This window comes from Sphingorhabdus lutea (genome assembly GCF_001889025.1).
GTDB classification, from domain to species: domain Bacteria; phylum Pseudomonadota; class Alphaproteobacteria; order Sphingomonadales; family Sphingomonadaceae; genus Sphingorhabdus_B; species Sphingorhabdus_B lutea.
The window spans coordinates 1918637-1937086 of the sequence record NZ_CP018154.1; the positions used below are offsets into that span (position 1 = coordinate 1918637).

Below are 18450 nucleotides of genomic sequence, written 5' to 3' on the forward strand. Positions count from 1 at the left end.
TCTCCGGTTTAATTCCTTGATTAAATCCATGTAATGCGGCTTTATGCCCTATGTCAAATGCCCAATCATATATTATTCATCGCGCTTAAAATTGCCCTTACGGAAGCGGTCGCCACATCGCGGCTATTGCCCACTCCAAAAAGGATAGGACCATTGCCAACACGGCATTCAACATAGGCCGCAGCCCGCGCATCCGTGCCATGGCCAATGGCATGTTCGCTATAATCGATTATATCAATCACGCCGCCCACGCTTTGTTCCAATGCGTTGGCCAAAGAAGAAATTAAACCATTGCCCCGCCCGCTTATTGATTGTTCTTCACCATCAATGCGGACCATACCAACAAAAAATCGCTCCGTCCTTTGTTGTGGATTAAGGCTTTCATTAAAATCCACCAACTCAAAACGCACATCATCATCGGGGATAAGGTGATAGCGAGACTGAAACGCCTCCCATATATCTTGAGAGCTTAACTCCCTGCCCGTTTCATCGGACAAAATCTGGACCGTTTTGGAGAAATTAGCCTGCATTTTTTTGGGTAATTTATATCCATAATCTTTTTCAAGGACCCATGCGACACCGCCCTTGCCGCTTTGTGAATTAACGCGAATGACCGCTTCATAATCACGGCCAAGGTCCGCCGGATCAATGGGCAAATATGGCACTTGCCACAAATTATCATTGCGTTTTTCCTGTGCCTCAAAACCCTTTTTAATCGCGTCTTGATGGCTACCGGAAAATGCGGTGAACACCAAATCACCCGCATATGGATGGCGCGGATGAACAGGCAAATCATTACAATAAGTCACCGTTTCAATCACTTCATCAATATTGGAAAAATCCAAATTTGGGTGCACGCCCTGCGTATATAAATTAAGCGCCAATGTCACCAAATCAACATTGCCCGTGCGTTCGCCATTGCCAAATAAACAACCCTCTATCCGGTCCGCCCCCGCCATCAGGCCAAGTTCCGCCGCCGCAATGCCGCTGCCCCTGTCATTATGGGGGTGCAGCGAGATAATAACCTTTTCCCGCGCAGAAATATTGCGGCACATCCATTCAATTTGGTCAGCATAAATATTGGGGGTCGATGCCTCCACCGTGGCGGGAAGGTTTAGGATAAGCGGTTTTTCGGTTGTGGGCTGTAATATTTCCATCACCGCTTCACATACTTCCAAACTGAAATCCAATTCGGCGGTAGAAAATGTTTCGGGCGAATATTCAAAATGCCAATCGGTTTCGGGATATTTGGCCGCCTGTTCCTTTAAAATCTCAGCGCCTTGCTGTGCAATGCCAATCACCCCTGGCTTATCCAATTTAAACACAATGTCGCGCCATGCCGGTGATACGGCATTATATAAATGCACAATTGCCCTTTTCGCGCCGGCCATGCTTTCAAAAGTGCGCTCAATCAAATCACGGCGTGATTGGGTTAACCCTTGAATAATAACATCGTCCGGGACCTTTTTTTGATCAACCAATGACCGCACATAATCAAAATCGGTCAGGCTGGCAGATGGAAAACCAACCTCAATCTCTTTGACACCAATTTTCACCAGCAAATCAAAGAAACGCGCCTTCTTCTCGCTATTCATAGGGTCAATCAATGCCTGATTACCATCGCGCAAATCGGTGGATAGCCAACGCGGTGCTTTTTCTATCAAGCGGTCGGGCCATTGGCGGTCTGGCAAATTAATTTTAGGAAATGGACGATATTTTTGTGAAGGATCGGTAATCATGAAAATGCCTATCAAATTTGTATATTGTAAAAAAGCGTTATGACCTTTTTTATAAAACCCCTAGGCGATAGCTGGTCATGAAAATAGCTAACCTTTCGCCTAAGGGCGGGTTAGTCGCAGGCATAATGATAAAAGCGTCTTCTTTGTCATAATATTCTCTATGCTGATATTTGCTATTATCGTCCAGCATTATTTTAACATTTTTATACCAGCATAGTGCAAATTATATTATTTAATTTCCAATATGCCCCATAATATAGGCGAAAACATCATCCCATTAAAAATTAAAATCATAAATACACATATAATTTTTGTGGAATATATTTATTATTATAATCTAAATTTCAACCTGGCTGCCAAGCTCCACCACGCGGTTGGTAGGCAATTTGAAAAAATCCATCGCATTGGCTGCATTTCGCAACATCCATGAAAATAATGGTTTGCGCCATTGTGCCATGCCGCCCTTTTTCGTGGTGCGCAATGTTTGCCGTGATAGGAAAAAGCTGGTCTTCATCATATCAAATTTGCCGCCGCAAATATTGATATTCTTCAACGCAAGCGGCACGTTACTCTCCTGCATAAATCCATAACGCAGGACAATACGGAAAAACCCATCTCCCAAATCGGTAACCAGCGCTCTTTCCTTTGGCCGAACATGGGGAATATCCAAAATTTGCACCGTCAATATAACCACCCGTTCATGCAGCACCTTATTATGTTTAATATTGTGCAATAGGGCCGATGGCACACCATCGGGAGAACTTGCCATAAATATTGCCGTGCCCGGAGCGCGCTGCGCACTGGATCTGGCAGATTGGATGAATATATCCAAAGGCATTGATTCATCCGCCATTCGGTTGCGTAAAATCATCCGCCCACGCGCCCAAGTGGTCAATAATACCGCAATAATTGCGCCAATTAACAATGGGAACCAACCGCCATCAGGCACTTTGGTCAAATTTGCGCCGAAATAGGCAATATCGACAATGAAGAATATCGCTAATAAGGGGATGGAATAATAAAGTTTCCATTTCCAAAGCTGGGTCAACAGCACCGCCAATAAACAGCTATCAATCAACATCGCGCCAGTTACAGCAATGCCATATGCTGCGGTCAAATTTGATGAGCTTTGGAAGGTTAGAACCAAAATAATCACCATCGTCATCAAAAACCAATTGATGGTTGGAATGTAAATTTGCCCCGCCTGGCTTGCGCTAGTATGTTCAATTTGCAAACGGGGGATAAAGCCAAGTTGAATGGCCTGCTGTGTTACCGAAAATGCGCCGGTAATCACCGCTTGAGAAGCGATAATCGCGGCCATTGTCGCAATGATGATTAGGGGTAATTGAAACCATTCGGGCGCCAGTAAGTAAAATGGGCTTTCCAACGCAGGTGCGCCATCACGAATTAACAATGCACCCTGTCCCATATAGTTTAATATCAATGCAGGCAAAACAAATACCAGCCAGCTTACGCCAATGGGTTTGCGGCCAAAATGACCCATATCGGCATATAATGCCTCCGCCCCAGTAACCGCCAAGACCACGGTGCCAAGCGCCAAAAACGCCTTATATCCATCAATAATGAAGAAATTTATCGCATGATGCGGCATTAAAGCATATAAAATTGACGGTGTCGCGGCGATGGAAATAATTCCCAAAACCGCAATGGTTCCAAAATATAATAACATAATTGGCCCAAAAAATGCGGCCACTTTTGATGTTCCTGCACGTTGTATTGCAAATAAAAATATCAAAATACCAATGGCCAACGGCAAAATTAAATTGGAAAGTGCCGGGCTATACACGCCCACACCCTCAACCGCGCTTAACACCGACACAGCAGGCGTTATCATGCTATCACCATAAAAAAGGGCGGTGGCAAATATACCTAATAAAACTATACCCGCAGTCCAGCTTTTCTTGCCAGCATTTTTGCTGATTAGAGCAAGCAGCGCAAGCGATCCGCCCTCCCCCTTATTATCCGCGCGCATAACAATGGCGACATATTTGACCGTCACCACCAAAATCATGGACCAGAACATTAAACTAATCACGCCGTAAATATGCTCTACATCCAAATCCAATGGATGATGCCCGGCAAATGTTTCGCGCAGCGCATAAATTGGGCTGGTCCCGATATCACCAAAAACAACGCCAATCGCGCCAACCGCCATCGCGCCTAGGCTGGCCTTTTTATGGCCGCCATGGTGAGTATTTTCACCATTTCCTTCAACTAAGGCTGTGTTTTGAGCGCTCGTCATATAAATTTTACCCTGTGCATTTTATGCAGTCTTAAGTTTCATTTTTATATTTCACTAAATAATCAACTGCTTATTGACGATTTACCTTGGCTGAGTCGTCATTTGCTGAATTGCACCATATTGCAGAAATAAAGGTTGATACCAATCACTATTTTTCGGACCATTTTTCAATGCCTTACCCCAGAATTTCATTGTTTCTTCGGGTTTACCATCCATTAAAGCGGCCAATCCCATAAAATATTGGGGGCTGGGCGATTGCGGCCATAATTGCTCTGCTCTATCAAAAGCATCCTGCGCGGGGGCAGACATGCGCCCACCACTTGCCAACATGATTTGCAGACCAAGAGCCGACCATAAATCGGGTTGATTTGGGTATTTTTTAATGCCGCCCTGTATATATGCTGCCGCCAGATGATAATCACCGCCCCGCGCCAGGCTGTCCGATATGATTAAATATTGTTTCGACACAGCGAATTTACGATCCATTTTGGCGCGCATTTCAATCAATAATGCAGCGGTCTTGCCATCATCGCCAATTTTTTGCGCCGCCGAAGATGGCATATTGCTATTGCCTGAAACGCTATATCCCGCAAGGCCAAGACACATAAACATTGCCAATGGCGCCATGCGCGACCATGCAATTTTTCCCAAATAACGAAAGGACAGCAATAAAATCGCCATGATAATAAGGATGAAAATCCAGATCATTATGCCTCATCCTTAATAAATAATCTTTGCGTTAAGAAAAAACCGCCCAACAATAATAAAATTGGCAAAATCCAAATGAACATCCCTACCCCCTTTGACGGGGGGGTAAAGGTGACATAACGGCCATAGCGGCCAATCATCCAATCGTTAATTTCCTGTTTTGATTTACCCTGCGCGATTTGGGATCGAACCTCGGCCCGCATGGCCCCGGCAATTGGTGCATCGCTGTCTGACACCGACTGCCCCTGACATTGGATGCATCGCAATTGGTGCATTACCTCCATTGCCTTTGCCTCCAATTTTGGATCGGCAAGTGGTTTTTCATTCAACGGCAATTCGGCCTGCGCGAACAGGGGCAATGGCGCAAGAAGGGATAATGAAAAACCCAATAATATTGCGCGAAACATCATCATTATTGGCCGCCCATTTTCTGCGCCCGTTCCGCATCCTGCATTATTTTGACCAATTTTGGAATATCATCGGCCCGCACATCGCCAAGATGCTGGTGGATAATATTCCCCTCACCATCGATAATAAAGGTTTCAGGAACGCCTGAAGACCCCATTTTCAATTGAAATGCAAAATCATTATCCGCCCCAATGCGCGTATAGGGATTGCCATATTGCGCCAAAAATGCCGATAAATCCGCCGGTTTATCGTTTAAGGCAACGCCATTTATTTCAAATCCTTGCTTTTTCAACGCCTCCAACATGGGTGCTTCGGCGGCGCATGGACCGCACCAGCTGGCAAAGAAATTCAGCATGCGGACCTTCCCCCCGCCAAAATCAGATGATTTTAAGCCTGGCATTTCTGTCTGCGCGGCTGGCAATGAAAATTGCGGCAAAGGCTGCCCCACCATTGCCGATTCAACAAAACCATCATCCTCACCTTGATATAATTGATAGGCGAATAACCCGCCAATAAAGGCGATGATGATTAAAGGAACCCAAAAGATAATTTTTTTAATCATGATATATTCCCGCCATAGGGGTTTTTATTTTTCCGCCCTTGCCGCCATTTTTTTATATATAATAATATCGCGGATCGAGAGATTAGCGCCAATATTCCGCCAAATGCGATTATCAACCCGCCAAGCCATATCATCCATACCAATGGTTTCCACCAAAGGCGAACCTGCCAATTTTTCCCCTCATTTTGTCCCAGAGAAATATATAATTGCCCATCTGGCCGCATCAATAATCCCGCTTCCGTCGTTTGTTGCTCCGGATTAAAAAAGAAACGTTTTTGCGGTGTCATTTCAAATTTATCACCATTGCGGCTGGCCATGATATTTGCCTGTTGCGCAACCCAATTTTCGCCGACAACGGGGCGTATTTCTTGTAATTTAACCTGCCATCCGGCGAAATTTGTCTCTTTGCCCTCGTTTAAAATGACAAGCTGTTCCTTGCTCCACCCTGATTCCGCCGCCATGCCGCCAACCGACACTGCAACGCCAAAATGGGCAATGACCATAGCGTAAATGGGCAATGGAGTGCGGCGTAAATTGCGCCCATATAATGGCATGAATGAACCAATGGCCAGCGCAATTGCAATGGCCGCACCCAATATAGGGAAAATCCCAGCCTGAGGCGACAATAGATAGATGATTATGGCAAGCAGACCGAATAATATAATCGGTAATAAAGCCCGCCAGCCCATATTTTGTGCCTCATCCTTGCGCCAACGAAGTAATGGCCCAACCAATAATAATAAAAACATGCCAAGAGTGATGGGAATGGTGGTTTGGTTAAAATAGGGCGGGCCAACGGAAATTTTATCGGGGCTTATCGCCTCCACCGCTAATGGGAACAAAGTGCCGACAAAAATAACCGCCAAAATAACGGTTAATAACATATTGTTCAGCACCAATGCGCCCTCGCGGCTTATAAAATGGAATAATTTACCCTGTCTTACCGTGCCAATTTTTATGGCAAAAATCGCAAATGCACCACCAACATAAAATAATAATAACCCCAAGATGAAACTGCCTCTTTCGGGGTCAACGGCAAAGCTATGCACGCTGGTCAATATGCCCGATCGCACCAAAAATGTACCCAGCATGGACATGGCAAAGCATAAAAGCGCCAACATAATCGTCCACGCACGCAGCGCATCGCGCGCAGCAAGCACACTGACCGAATGGAGCAGCGCCGTTGCTGCCAACCAAGGCATTAAGGACGCATTTTCAACCGGATCCCAAAACCACCAGCCACCCCAGCCAAGTTCATAATATGCCCAATAGCTGCCTGCGACGATGCCAATGGTCAAGAATATCCATGATAAAAGCACCCATGGCCGCATTGCGCGGGCAAAGGCTGGACCAACTTGGCCGGTCAACATTGCGCCTAATGCCAATGAAAATGCGACTGACAGGCCGACATAGCCGATATATAATGTGGGTGGGTGGAACGCCAAACCCAAATCCTGTAACAAAGGGTTTAACCCCGCACCAACCTGTGCAGCGGGATATAGCCGTTCAAACGGATTTGACACCGAAATTAAAAATAGAAAAAAACCAAGCGCGATAAAGGCCTGCACCGCCAATGTCGCATTTAATGTTGCGCGGTTTATCCGCCGTTCAAAAATAGCAATGGCCGCGCCCGACAATGTTAAAATCATCACCCATAATAGCATCGAACCTTCATGATTGCCCCAGCTGCCGGCGATTTTAAAAATCATGGGTTTGTCGATATGGCTGTTACTGGCCACCAATAATAACGATAAATCGGTTATCACGAATAAATAAATTAACGCACCAAAAGCGGCCATTACCAATGCAGCCTGTGCAATGGCGGCAGGCCGGATAATATAGGCCAATTCCTGACGCCCAAAAATGGTAAAACTTGCCGAAATTGCCTGTAATAAGGCAAGCATGGCCGCGACCCAAAGCGCACTATGGCCCAATTCTGCAATCATTCGACGACGCTGTCTTTGCTATGTTCTGCCTGATATTGGTCCATATCGCCCAGCTCCCTTGGCACATAATTTTCATCATGCCGGGCAAGCAAGCTGTCCGCGACAAATTGCCCCTGTGCATTTAACCGTCCCTCGGCCACCACACCCGAACCTTCGACAAATAAATCTGGCAAAATCCCGCTATAATTTACCAAAATTTGGGAATTTTTATCCTGAACAGTAAATTGAACCGACGTGCCATCGGGGGATTTTTCTATTGATCCATGCTTTACCATGCCGCCCAATCGCACCGCCTTGCCCTCTTCTATTTTTGAGGAATTTAGCGTGGTGGGCGTGTAAAAATATGCCGCCTGATCGCGCAGGGCATTGGCCGCCAATAATGCCGCCCCAATTAACATTAACAGGGCGAATAATATTAAAATTAAGCGTTGATGCTTTGCCTTTACGCCTTGCCCCATCTTTTTGGAGATATTATTTTGATGTCCCTTCACCATTTCAACTATCTTTTCTTAAATCATCGCTGCTTTTTTCCGCGCGTTTCATTTTGACATAACTATCCCATGATAGCAGGAAAATGCCGGCAAAAGTGACGGCAAAGGCGGCAATTATATATGGCATATGGTTCATAACCTATCCCTCTGCCCTGCGGCGCATACGGTTTTCAACCTTTATTTGGGCCAAAATGCTGCGCATTCGCATCAACACAACCGCGCCAAAAATTAACGAAAAGCCCAATATCGCGCCATAAAGCGGGTAAAGATAGGCCGCATCAATTGACGAGCCGCCCAAAGTGATGCTGGGTTTTTGATGCTGGCTTTCCCACCAGATAACCGAACGGTTGATAATGGGAATATTTACCGCGCCAAATATGCCGAAAATCGCGGCAAAGCGGCTTGTTTCGCCCTTATTACTGCTGCTGCTGACCAATGAAATATAGGCGATATAGATTAAAAATAACACCAACATGGATGTTAAGCGGCCATCCCATACCCACCATGCGCCCCATGCGGGCCGTCCCCAAATCGATCCAGTAACAAGACAAATTGCCGCAAAAACCGCGCCTGGCACGGCAATGGCGCGCGCCGATATTCCGGCCAAGGGATGTCGCCAGACCAATTGAACGATGCTGGCAATCGCAATACTGGTCCAACCCGCCATAGAAAGCCATGCAGACGGCACATGAACAAAGATAATAGACACCATTTTGCCCATTAACCGTTCTTCAGGAACCATCGTCACGCCCCATAAACAAGAAGCGAGAGTCAAAATCATACCCGGCCAAAACAGCCAAAAAGTGGCTGGTTTTGCAATTTTAAGAAATTGGGCAGGATTAGCGTATTTATGCATGGTATAGACTCGAAGAGCGTTTAGCATCCATGAGCCATATTCACCAACAATAATTGACGAAAAAGCCGCTTAATATGGCAAATTTTATCGGCCAATTAATTTTTGCGCCATTTGATCGGCAATTTTTGACGATGCAATATTGGTTTCTTCGCTTTGTTTCCAAATATCGCTTAACCGCTGTGGAATGATTTTAATCCGCTCATTCACATCATCCACCGTTGCATTACCCAAATATTCCAACCCAACATTTATAATGCCGCCCGCATTTATGACATAATCCGGTGCATATAAAATGCCGCGTTCAAACAATATTTGCGAATCGCGCGCGGTGGCAAATTGATTATTCGCGCCGCCGGCAACAATTTGGCATTTTAACGCAGCAATGCTTTGTTGGTTTAAAACCGCGCCCAATGCATTGGGGCTGAAAATATCACATTCGCTGGTCATGATATTGTCCAGATCGACATGCGCCGCGTCAATTTCCTCGGCCAATTTTGCGGCTTTATCCGCAAATAAATCCGCCAAAATCAATATTGCGCCATCCTTGGCCAATAATTTGGCGACCCCCCCGCCAACACTGCCCACGCCCTGTATCGCCACACGAACGCCGCGCATATCATCAACGCCCAATTTATGCTTTGCCGCTGCCTTTATGCCCAAATATACGCCATAGGCGGTATAGGGCCCTGGGTCGCCACCAGCCAGATTTGGGTCGCTAACCGGCAGGCCGGCAACATATTTGGTTTGTTTTGAAATTTCCACCATATCCATATCGGACATGCCAACATCTTCGGCAGTGACATATTGTTCATTATATTGGTTAATCGCGCGTCCAAATGCCGCCAGCATTTCGGGGGTTTTTGTGCGTTTTGCATCGGCCAATATCACCGCTTTACCACCGCCAAGGGGCAATCCGGCCATTGCATTTTTATAACTCATTCCGCGTGACAAACGCAGCGCGTCGGTAATCGCCATTTGCGGCTGTGCATAATGCCAAAATCGGGTACCGCCTGCTGCGGGTCCTAAATTTGTGGAGTGAACGGCGATCACGCTTCGCAGTCCGCTTTTATAATCCTCAACAACATGAACCGCTTCATGCGCGTCAAAATCAGGCAATTCCCAAATAGAGGTCATATTATATCCACTTTTCAACATTCAGCCATTTATGACGATAATATATCCGTCATAGATTATCATATATCGACATGATATTGGCGTAATTTAATAATTATATGATGTAATAATATTATAAATGTCTTTTGTCATCCCCCGTAATGCAATTTATAAAATAACATTTAGGGGAGAGAAAAAATGGGGCGACCGAGGGGTCTCGAACCCCCGACCTCCGGTACCACAAACCGGCGCTCTAACCAACTGAGCTACGATCGCCACATAACCAATTAACAAAACATCAATTGGGTGAGGCCGCTCCTTAATCCTACTATATATATTTGGTCAAGCATAATGCACAAAAAAAAGAGTGACTATTTTTGCTAGCCAAACAAAAAAGCCATGCTAAAAATTAAAATTATGGGAATTGGAAAAGCATTATTACAATATCGGCCTGGCCCTGCCATGTTGGTTTCTGCGGCATTTATTGGACCAGGAACGGTCACAATATGCACGTTAAGCGGCGTAAAATTTGGCTATTCACTATTGTGGGTCATGTTATTTGCCACTTTTGCCACCATAATTTTGCAAAATTTGGCCAGCCATGTTGCCATCATCCTGCAAAAGGGATTGGGAGAGGCGATTTTGGACGCCCTGCCCAATAAATTAACGAAAATATTATTCTCTATCATCCTTATTACAGCATTATTTGTAGGCAATAGTGCCTATGAATCGGGCAATATTGCGGGGGTGATGATGGGAATTAACGCCATCAACCCACAAATTACGCCTTCGTTACTCCCCTTATTGGTCGGAGGATTCGTTATTTTAATGGTATTTTTTGGGGCGCAAAAATGGTTGGAGAAAATTTTAATCGCCATTGTGGTGGTGATGAGCATTTCTTTTTTAATCAGTTTAATCATCGTAAAACCGAATTTTGCGTTAATGATGGGCGGTTTTATCCCCAATCTTTCTGATGAAAATCTATTCACCGCAATTGCATTGGTTGGCACCACAATAGTGCCATATAATTTATTTTTGCACGCGGCTTTATCCAAAAAACATTGGAAAAGCGCGGATAAACTGACCGAGGCGAATGTCGAAAATGCTGTTTCCATTTCACTGGGCGGGCTGGTTTCCATGGCGATTATTGCCACTGCCGCCGCAGCATTTTTTGGTAATAATATTGAAATTCAAAGCGCCGCCGACATGGCGGGGCAAATGCGTCCCTTATTTGGTGATGTCGCGCAATATGCATTGGGCGCGGGTTTATTTGCCGCCGGTTTAACCTCCGCCATAACTGCGCCAATGGCCACAGCATATATTGCCTGCGAAATCACCGGCGCACAGGGCAAAAATTATGAACAAATATTGTTCAAATCCACCGCCATTTTGGTGGCGGCCATTGGCACCGCCCTGGCCTCCTTGGGAATTAAACCGGTTGAAATTATTACCATTGCACAATTTGCAAATGGGCTTTTACTGCCAATTGTCGCACTTTTCTTAATGATATTGATAACATCAAGCTCTGCATTGGCGGCGCATAGGCCGGGTAAGATAAAAATTATTTCAGGATGGGTTATCTTGATTTTTTGCACCTTTTTGGGCGCAAAATCATTATTGGGCGCCGAATCATTGACTCATATTCTTGGATTAAGTTGAGCAATGGCGAACATTGACCTTAATTGCGACCTTGGCGAAGACAGCGCCGCCGAATCACAGGCGCGCGACATTAAAATTATGGATGTGGTCAGCAGCGTAAATATTGCATGTGGCGGGCATGCGGGCGATGAATTTAGCATGGCATATATGATGAAGGAGGCGGCAAAGCGCGGCGTTGCCATTGGCGCGCATCCCTCCTTTCCCGATACGCAAAATTTTGGCCGTAAAGAAATGATAATGACATCGGATCAATTATCATCGGCCATTATATCTCAACTGGAAATTTTTGCTGATATTGCCCACGCCCAAAATATCGTGGTGCGCCATGTAAAACCCCATGGGGCATTATATAATATCGCGGCAAGAAATGCGGAAATTTCGCATATTATTTGCGCAGCTGTGGCCGAAATTTTTCCCAATATAAATTATTATGGGCTCGCCGGATCGCAATGCCGCGGTATTGCGGCCCAATATGGCCTTAAATATATTGATGAAGCCTTTGCCGATCGGCGATATAATCAGGATAAAAGTTTGGTCCAGCGTAGCGAGCCCGATGCCATTTTGCATGATGTCCCCGAACAATCTATACAGGCGCTAAATATGGCGCTTGGCAGACCAATATTGGATAAAAATGGCGCCGATTTAACCATAAACGCACAAAGCCTTTGCCTTCATTCAGATAGCAATGACGCATTGAAAAGCGCACAGGCAATTTATCAAATTTTGCAAGAAAATGGCATTTCCATCCAACCGATATGAACCAAATTAACATCATATATAGCGGCGAAGATTATATCCTTATCGCGCCATATGAAGGATTAAGCGCATCACAAACCGCAAGCCGTCTGCGCAGCGATTTTTTTGCCGATATTATTGCCGGATGGTCTGATATCGCCATAAGCTATGACCCATTATTATATGATGAGGCAAAGATTATGGCGCAAATTACCCAATGCCTTTCCCCGCCACATGATAAAGTGCAAACAGATGAAAAACAGCATATATTAACTGCAAATTTTACTGCTGCGGATGCGCCCGACATTTTAATGGCCAGCCAATTTTACGATATGAGCAAAGATGATTTTATATCCCATATCCAAACAAGCATATTTGACGTGGTGATGATGGGCTTTCAACCCGGCTTTGCATATTTACAAAATTCTAATGATTTATTTCAACGCCCCATGACGCGTTTGGATAATCCCCGGCAACATGTACCGGCTGGAAGTATTGGTTTTTTGGGAAATCGCGCCTGTATTTATGCAAATGACGGCCCGGGCGGCTGGCCCATTATTGGCCGGATAAGTCAATCATTAGTGCATTTAGATATAGCGGAAAATGGCCAATCGCCCTTTTTATTAAAATTGGGGGATGAGATTATTTTTTCGTCCGTGGAAATTGCAACATGATAGCCGCGTTAAAAATTATAAATCCGGGCATTGGCTCGACCTTACAGGGAATTCCCTATCGCGCGAATCGCGCCTTTGGCATGCCCCTATGCGGTCCTGCAGAGCCGATTATGATGGCATTGGCCAATTATTTGGTAGGAAATGAAAGCAGCGCCCTTGCCCTTGAAACAGGCTGGTCGCCGCTTCGCTTAACCGCCATGGGTGATGTGAAAATTGCGGTTGCAGGTTCAATTGATTATGTGACGATAAATGGCGTAATTGCGGACCATTATTCCACCCTATATGTACCATGCGGCGGCGACATATTCATCATGCCCAATAATATAGGACGCAGCTGCTATCTTGCCATATCGGGCGGATTTGTCGGGGAAAAATGGATGCAAGGTAATTCAACCTATCTTCCTTCCAAAATTGGTGGTTCGGCCTTGATCCCTATTTTTGGAGGGCATATTTTACATGCCAATCACCCGCAAATTATTGGAGATAATATATGCCATATCCCGATTGAATATCGCCAGCCAATTTTGACAGATAAGATTATCCGTTTTATTGCCGGGCCAGAATGGCATTTATTAGATGAAGGACAAAAGGCGCTATTCACAACGCAAAAATGGCAGATTAGCAATCGTGGAGACCGAATGGGATTGTCATTAAACGGCAAAAATGCGTTAAAAATTCCGCATCATCATATGGATAGCAGCGCGGTTTTCAACGGCACCATTCAATGCCCGCCAAATGGACAGCCCTATATTTTGGGGGTTGATGGCCAAACAAGCGGCGGATATCCGCGCATTGCCCAAATTATCGCGGCGGATCGGCATTTAATTGGTGGCTGTGCGCCGGGAAATAATATTATTTTCCAAATGAAAGAACCGGAGGAAGCGCGTCGCCTCCACCGGTTAAAACTTTCAAAATGGCGGGAATTACTTCCCGATTTACGGCTGGATTAAAACAGCCATAATTCCATTATTTTTTAAGTGAAAGACCGCCAAAACGCTTGTTAAAGCGTGCAACCTGACCGCCTGCATCCAACATACGTTGGTTGCCACCATTCCATGCAGGGTGAGAAGAAGGGTCAATATCCAATTTCAGGACGTCGCCTTCCTTGCCCCATGTGGAACGCGTTTCAAATTGCGAACCATCGGTCATTTGTACTTTAATCATGTGATAATCGGGATGAATATCTTTTTTCATCAATCTTGCTCCATATTTTGACTGGTTTCCGACCAGCCATTAGAACGGCCCAAATGGACAGAAGCAACGCCAATAACGGGGCTTCTTAACATTTGCAACCAATAGTTTTAATAAAGGCGGATAAAATAACCCGCCCCCTCTTTCGGGACAATGAAAACCTTATTGCGGGGGATCTGCAATCATTGCCATAAATTCCGCCTCTGCGGCCACAATATCACCCAACATTGCCTTACCCGCAAATCGGCAGGCACGTTTGCTCTGTTTGGTAAATTCGACATTTAAATGCAGTAAACAACCCGGTTCAACGGGCGCACGGAATTTGGCATTGTCAATTGACATGAAATAAACCAGCTTACCCGATCCGGCAAGACCAAGGCTTTCCATCGCCAACACGCCAGCCGCCTGTGCCAAAGCCTCAACAATCATAACCCCTGGCATGATGGGGCGTCCAGGGAAATGCCCTTGAAAAAACCCTTCATTCATGGTCACAGCCTTTACCGCGACAATCCGCTCATTCATGACCAGTTCTTCAACACGGTCAACTAACAACATGGGATAACGGTGCGGAAGCACCGCCATCACCTTGCGGACATCATATCCCTCGACTTTGGTCATATTGCCCCCAATTGACCTTAGCGTGATTCAGGTTGCGCAGCATTGGCAGCTGGCGCATTTTGTTGTGCAGCGGCCTGTGCGGCGCGTTGACGCGCAACATTGGTCAATAATTGTTGAATTTGTTCATAAATGCCATATCCCTGACGCGAAGGCTGCCATTCTGCGGGCGGTGTAATTGATGCTGTTGGCACCAATTTATCCAATTCCGCCGTAATTGCGGGCGAAATATCAATTGCTTCAGGTGCCCATAAAAATGCATCGGGCGCCAAAATAAAATTGATTTTTTTCGCTGTCACCACGCTTTGCTGTGCGGCGGCATATTGCTGCAAATATTGCTCAATTATATAAACACGCGCACGAATTGCAGGTGCTTCCAATTGATTTATTTCATCTTCTTTTTGTTGTAATTGCGTCAAAAGCGGGTTTTTAGCCTTAATCGCTGCATCAAGTTCAGCCTGGGTTAGCTCTTTATTGCCATCGGTATCAAGCTGGGCATTTATGTCGTTAATTTCTTTTAACTTGCCCTGTATCAATCCGCTATTCGCGCTGAAAGTATTTTGAACCTGTTCATATGCAGCCCCAAAACCCTTTGCCTTTACAATAGAGGTTGTGACATCGGCAGTCGCGATACCAGCAACCTGTGCCTGTGCCGCAGGAGCGATAAATAATGCCGAGGCAGTTGCAGCCATTAAAATATTTTTCATAGATTTAATCATTAGAATTGTGTTCCTACATTGAATGAGAATAATTTGGTATCGTCGCCCTCTTTTTTCAAAAGAGCATGTGCGATATCAATTCGGAATGGACCAAATGGAGAGTTCCAGTTCACACCAAAACCAACCGATAATCTTGGTGAAATGCTATCACCAAAAAATACTTCCTCACGAGGGGTAATGACCCGTGCGTCGCTGGCACAAATATTAAATGCCCCTGTTGCCGCGCTGCCATCGGTTGGCGTGACGCGCGTTGCAAATGTTGTACCTGTGGATGATTGGCATAGCGATTTATAATTGCCGTCACTGCTATCCAAAAAGTCAGAAAGAGTGGTCAAAATTGGTTTTCTGATATTAAAGACCGAACCAATATCCATGAATAAGGATGGACGAAGGCCAAGCTCACTTGCACCTGTACCCAATGGAATTTCAAGCTCCGCACGGCCAAGATAATATGCACGTCCGCCAATTGCATCATCAAAATTGATACTGTTACGACCCAATTCACGGTTAACCACTGGGCTTGATGGATCGGTCATGTCAACATCAATATAACGAATAACACGCGGCCCAACGCCGCGAATATCAAATCCGCGAATTTGCGGCTCGCCCAAATAAAAACGGTCGGTCAATCGCACATCATCAATGCCATTTGCATCGGTTCCGCGATTTTCCAATGGATGAATATATCCGCCCTCACCCTTTAATGAAAAGATAAAGCCGCTTTTGGTTAAACGCCAATATTTATCGGCATTAAAACGTGTTTTAACATATTTAACACTACCGCCCAGCCCGGCAAAATCTTGGCTCAGGCTAAGGCTATATCCCCTTGTCGGGCGCAGACGGCTGTCGCGCGTGTCATATAGGAATGTATAACCCAAAAGCGATGTTGTGCGCTTACCCACCGCTTCACATAAAAAACGACCTACTTGATAAGTGTCGCATTCCGATGGCAATGGCCCTGTGCCATCAGGATCATAAAAGAAGATGTCCGATAAGGAAACCTCATCATAGCTTAATGAATAACGCGCCTGAAATAATAAAAATTCATTAATCGGCGTGCCTGCCGATATGGAAAGGCCCGTTGTCGTCTGGCTATATGTTGTATTGCTGCTGGTGCCATATCCATTATCATAATCCTGACGGAAAATTGACCCGCTAACCGCAATTGAACGGTCAAATAATGATGGCTCAGTAAAGGAAAGTTGTGCGGATTTTGAAAGGCTGGAATAAGACATGCTCAGCCCCAATTCCTGCCCCATGCCACGGAAATTCTTTTGACGAATTGAACCTTGGAAAATAAAGCTTTCAAGGCTAGAGAAACCCGCAGAAAGCGAAAGCTCACCTGTGGGCTTTTCCTCCACATTGGCGACCAGAACAATACGATCTGGCGCGCTGCCGTCCACTTGCTCTACCTCAAAATCTTCCTGAAAATAACCAAGCGATTTAATACGATCGGCCGATCTTTTGACCAAGAAACTGTTAAACGCATCGCCTTCGTTCAAACGAAATTCGCGGCGAAGCACTTTATCTTTGGTTTGGGTATTACCATTAATGTCAATCCGCTCCACATAAACGCGCGGCGTTTCGGCAAGGGTAAAGGTCACATTCATGACCAAATCATCTTTATTGCGGTCAAATTGCGGGCGCACATCAGCAAAGGCATAGCCAAACAAACCGGCGCTTTCACTTAATGATTCAACTGTATCCTCAACCTCTTGGGCATTATACCATTCACCCTTTTTCATCGGCAGATTTGCCGAAAGCGCCTCTGATTTAAAATCACGAATTTGGCTTTCAACCGTTACATCGCCAAATTTATATTTATCACCCTCTTCAACAACATAGGTGATAATGAAATCTTTTTTATCGGGGGTTAATTCGGTAACCGCCGACACAACACGAAAATCAACATAACCCTCGGTCAAATAAAATTGACGCAATTTTTGTTGGTCAAATGCCAAACGATCGGGATCATAGCTGGTACCAGAGGATAAAAGCTTGGTCCAACGTGCCTGTTTGGTCAACATTTGACCACGAAGTTCACCGTCGGAGAATTTTTCATTGCCAATAATGTTAATTTGACGAACTTTTGATTTTGGGCCTTCCTCAATCTCAAAAACAACATCAACACGGTTCTGGTCCAATTGCACCAATTTTGGTTCTACATTGGCGGCGAAACGCCCCTGACGTTTATATAGCTCGATTATACGTGCAACATCGGCGCGCACCTTGCTGCGCGAGAAAATTTGCCGCGGGGCAAGGCGAATTTCAGGTTGAATTTTATCATTTTTGACGCGTTTATTGCCTTCTAAGATAATCCGGTTAACCACGGGATTTTCTTTCACCTCAATAACAACAGCGCCAGCATTATTTTGGATTGAAACATCGGCGAATAATTCGGTTGCAAATAAATCTTTAATCGCTTGGTCAGCGGCGACTTGTGACCAATTTTGACCTTCGCGTAATTGGATATAGCTGCGAACAGTATCGCCCTCTAAACGCTGCGATCCGACAACGACAATCGACCTTATTTGCTGCGAATCTGTGGCAGATGCTGGAGCAGCGGGTGCTTGCTGCGCCATAACTGGCTGTGCAAGCGCGATGGATAATGACATGCCAATCGGGGTCAATATGGTTGAACCCCATAAAAATGCTGGCTTTTTTGTAATTTGCATATTTCGCTTTTCCAGTTTCATCACTTTATTTTTATCCCTTGCCCCCAAGAAATTTCCATTGCGCAAATGGGATATATATCCCCTGCCCGACTATCG

The 18450-nt window shown here is 45.3% G+C and carries 18 protein-coding genes and 1 tRNA gene; 4 read left to right on the forward strand and 15 right to left on the reverse strand.

The annotated features are described in order from the left end of the window. Window positions 1–65: 65 nt before the first annotated feature. The 11 genes from leuA to LPB140_RS09200 form a co-directional block, all read right to left on the reverse strand. Window positions 66–1739: a 2-isopropylmalate synthase gene (gene leuA, locus LPB140_RS09155; protein ID WP_072559572.1), complete on the reverse strand. Its 1674-nt coding sequence runs from the start codon at window positions 1737–1739 to the stop codon at window positions 66–68. A gap of 337 nt (window positions 1740–2076) precedes the next feature. Next, complete coding sequence (locus LPB140_RS09160) at window positions 2077–4002, reverse strand: potassium transporter Kup (protein WP_072559573.1); 1926 nt, start codon at window positions 4000–4002, stop codon at window positions 2077–2079. Between the two features lie 81 nt (window positions 4003–4083). Next, a complete protein-coding gene (locus tag LPB140_RS09165; RefSeq protein WP_072559574.1) occupies window positions 4084–4710 on the reverse strand; it encodes a tetratricopeptide repeat protein in 627 nt (208 codons plus the stop codon). Next, window positions 4710–5123, reverse strand: a complete 414-nt coding sequence (locus LPB140_RS09170; RefSeq protein WP_072559575.1) for a cytochrome c-type biogenesis protein — start codon at window positions 5121–5123, stop codon at window positions 4710–4712. The genes LPB140_RS09165 and LPB140_RS09170 overlap by 1 nt, the downstream gene beginning before the upstream one ends. Further along, window positions 5123–5680 carry a redoxin family protein gene (locus LPB140_RS09175; protein WP_072559576.1) on the reverse strand — a complete coding sequence of 186 codons (558 nt, stop codon included), beginning with the start codon at window positions 5678–5680 and terminating at the stop codon, window positions 5123–5125. The genes LPB140_RS09170 and LPB140_RS09175 overlap by 1 nt, the downstream gene beginning before the upstream one ends. Beyond that, window positions 5677–7626 carry a heme lyase CcmF/NrfE family subunit gene (locus tag LPB140_RS09180; protein WP_072559577.1) on the reverse strand — a complete coding sequence of 650 codons (1950 nt, stop codon included), beginning with the start codon at window positions 7624–7626 and terminating at the stop codon, window positions 5677–5679. Before LPB140_RS09180 ends, LPB140_RS09175 begins: the two co-directional genes overlap by 4 nt. Continuing rightward, window positions 7623–8084 carry a cytochrome c maturation protein CcmE gene (gene ccmE / locus LPB140_RS09185; protein WP_072560743.1) on the reverse strand — a complete coding sequence of 154 codons (462 nt, stop codon included), beginning with the start codon at window positions 8082–8084 and terminating at the stop codon, window positions 7623–7625. The genes LPB140_RS09180 and ccmE overlap by 4 nt, the downstream gene beginning before the upstream one ends. A gap of 37 nt (window positions 8085–8121) precedes the next feature. Continuing rightward, window positions 8122–8253: a hypothetical protein gene (locus LPB140_RS12570; protein ID WP_257785768.1), complete on the reverse strand. Its 132-nt coding sequence runs from the start codon at window positions 8251–8253 to the stop codon at window positions 8122–8124. Window positions 8254–8256: 3 nt separating this feature from the next. Beyond that, on the reverse strand, window positions 8257–8973 hold the full coding sequence (gene ccmC / locus LPB140_RS09190) for a heme ABC transporter permease CcmC (protein WP_232223388.1): 717 nt from the start codon (window positions 8971–8973) through the stop codon (window positions 8257–8259). A gap of 84 nt (window positions 8974–9057) precedes the next feature. After that, entirely contained in the window at window positions 9058–10107 is a 1050-nt protein-coding gene (locus tag LPB140_RS09195; protein WP_072560745.1) for a Glu/Leu/Phe/Val family dehydrogenase, read from the reverse strand. 178 nt (window positions 10108–10285) lie between these two features. Then, window positions 10286–10362, reverse strand: a tRNA-His gene (locus LPB140_RS09200). A 123-nt stretch (window positions 10363–10485) separates the two neighbouring features. On the opposite strand from LPB140_RS09200, the gene LPB140_RS09205 reads away from it, so the two are divergent. From LPB140_RS09205 to LPB140_RS09220, 4 genes are read left to right on the forward strand one after another with little or no spacing between them, the layout of a single operon-like run. Continuing rightward, window positions 10486–11745, forward strand: coding sequence for an NRAMP family divalent metal transporter (locus LPB140_RS09205; RefSeq protein WP_083550243.1), 1260 nt, complete (start codon window positions 10486–10488; stop codon window positions 11743–11745). Window positions 11746–11748: 3 nt separating this feature from the next. Next, window positions 11749–12504 carry a 5-oxoprolinase subunit PxpA gene (locus tag LPB140_RS09210; RefSeq protein WP_072559579.1) on the forward strand — a complete coding sequence of 252 codons (756 nt, stop codon included), beginning with the start codon at window positions 11749–11751 and terminating at the stop codon, window positions 12502–12504. Further along, the gene (locus tag LPB140_RS09215; RefSeq protein ID WP_072559580.1) at window positions 12501–13154 is read left to right on the forward strand and encodes a carboxyltransferase domain-containing protein; all 654 of its coding nucleotides are present in this window, start codon (window positions 12501–12503) and stop codon (window positions 13152–13154) included. The genes LPB140_RS09210 and LPB140_RS09215 overlap by 4 nt, the downstream gene beginning before the upstream one ends. After that, window positions 13151–14104: a 5-oxoprolinase subunit C family protein gene (locus tag LPB140_RS09220; RefSeq protein ID WP_072559581.1), complete on the forward strand. Its 954-nt coding sequence runs from the start codon at window positions 13151–13153 to the stop codon at window positions 14102–14104. Before LPB140_RS09215 ends, LPB140_RS09220 begins: the two co-directional genes overlap by 4 nt. Before the next feature lie 16 nt (window positions 14105–14120). Here LPB140_RS09220 and rpmE read toward each other — a convergent pair whose 3' ends face one another. The 4 genes from rpmE to bamA all read right to left on the reverse strand — a co-directional run bounded on the left by rpmE (window position 14121) and on the right by bamA (window position 18354). Continuing rightward, window positions 14121–14348 (reverse strand): 50S ribosomal protein L31, encoded by a 228-nt coding sequence (rpmE, locus tag LPB140_RS09225; RefSeq protein ID WP_072559582.1) that lies wholly within the window; start codon window positions 14346–14348, stop codon window positions 14121–14123. Window positions 14349–14507: 159 nt separating this feature from the next. Beyond that, entirely contained in the window at window positions 14508–14963 is a 456-nt protein-coding gene (gene fabZ / locus LPB140_RS09230; RefSeq protein ID WP_072559583.1) for a 3-hydroxyacyl-ACP dehydratase FabZ, read from the reverse strand. A gap of 17 nt (window positions 14964–14980) precedes the next feature. Next, a complete protein-coding gene (locus tag LPB140_RS09235; protein ID WP_072559584.1) occupies window positions 14981–15679 on the reverse strand; it encodes an OmpH/Skp family outer membrane protein in 699 nt (232 codons plus the stop codon). Then, window positions 15679–18354, reverse strand: a complete 2676-nt coding sequence (gene bamA / locus LPB140_RS09240) for an outer membrane protein assembly factor BamA (RefSeq protein WP_072560750.1) — start codon at window positions 18352–18354, stop codon at window positions 15679–15681. Before bamA ends, LPB140_RS09235 begins: the two co-directional genes overlap by 1 nt. Window positions 18355–18450 lie beyond the last annotated feature (96 nt).

Excerpts from the sequence above, each read along its gene's own strand:
- rpmE (WP_072559582.1), bottom strand. The coding sequence starts at position 14,348 with ATGAAAAAAGATATTCATCCCGATTATCACATGATTAAAGTACAAATG.
- LPB140_RS09160 (WP_072559573.1), bottom strand. The coding sequence starts at position 4,002 with ATGACGAGCGCTCAAAACACAGCCTTAGTTGAAGGAAATGGTGAAAAT.
- LPB140_RS09205 (WP_083550243.1), top strand. The coding sequence starts at position 10,486 with ATGCTAAAAATTAAAATTATGGGAATTGGAAAAGCATTATTACAATAT.
- ccmC (WP_232223388.1), bottom strand. The coding sequence starts at position 8,973 with ATGCATAAATACGCTAATCCTGCCCAATTTCTTAAAATTGCAAAACCA.
- LPB140_RS09220 (WP_072559581.1), top strand. The coding sequence starts at position 13,151 with ATGATAGCCGCGTTAAAAATTATAAATCCGGGCATTGGCTCGACCTTA.
- leuA (WP_072559572.1), bottom strand. The coding sequence starts at position 1,739 with ATGATTACCGATCCTTCACAAAAATATCGTCCATTTCCTAAAATTAAT.
- LPB140_RS12570 (WP_257785768.1), bottom strand. The coding sequence starts at position 8,253 with ATGAACCATATGCCATATATAATTGCCGCCTTTGCCGTCACTTTTGCC.
- bamA (WP_072560750.1), bottom strand. The coding sequence starts at position 18,354 with ATGCAAATTACAAAAAAGCCAGCATTTTTATGGGGTTCAACCATATTG.
- LPB140_RS09165 (WP_072559574.1), bottom strand. The coding sequence starts at position 4,710 with ATGATCTGGATTTTCATCCTTATTATCATGGCGATTTTATTGCTGTCC.
- LPB140_RS09175 (WP_072559576.1), bottom strand. The coding sequence starts at position 5,680 with ATGATTAAAAAAATTATCTTTTGGGTTCCTTTAATCATCATCGCCTTT.
- LPB140_RS09215 (WP_072559580.1), top strand. The coding sequence starts at position 12,501 with ATGAACCAAATTAACATCATATATAGCGGCGAAGATTATATCCTTATC.
- LPB140_RS09235 (WP_072559584.1), bottom strand. The coding sequence starts at position 15,679 with ATGATTAAATCTATGAAAAATATTTTAATGGCTGCAACTGCCTCGGCA.
- ccmE (WP_072560743.1), bottom strand. The coding sequence starts at position 8,084 with ATGGGGCAAGGCGTAAAGGCAAAGCATCAACGCTTAATTTTAATATTA.
- LPB140_RS09170 (WP_072559575.1), bottom strand. The coding sequence starts at position 5,123 with ATGATGATGTTTCGCGCAATATTATTGGGTTTTTCATTATCCCTTCTT.
- LPB140_RS09180 (WP_072559577.1), bottom strand. The coding sequence starts at position 7,626 with ATGATTGCAGAATTGGGCCATAGTGCGCTTTGGGTCGCGGCCATGCTT.
- fabZ (WP_072559583.1), bottom strand. The coding sequence starts at position 14,963 with ATGACCAAAGTCGAGGGATATGATGTCCGCAAGGTGATGGCGGTGCTT.
- LPB140_RS09195 (WP_072560745.1), bottom strand. The coding sequence starts at position 10,107 with ATGACCTCTATTTGGGAATTGCCTGATTTTGACGCGCATGAAGCGGTT.
- LPB140_RS09210 (WP_072559579.1), top strand. The coding sequence starts at position 11,749 with ATGGCGAACATTGACCTTAATTGCGACCTTGGCGAAGACAGCGCCGCC.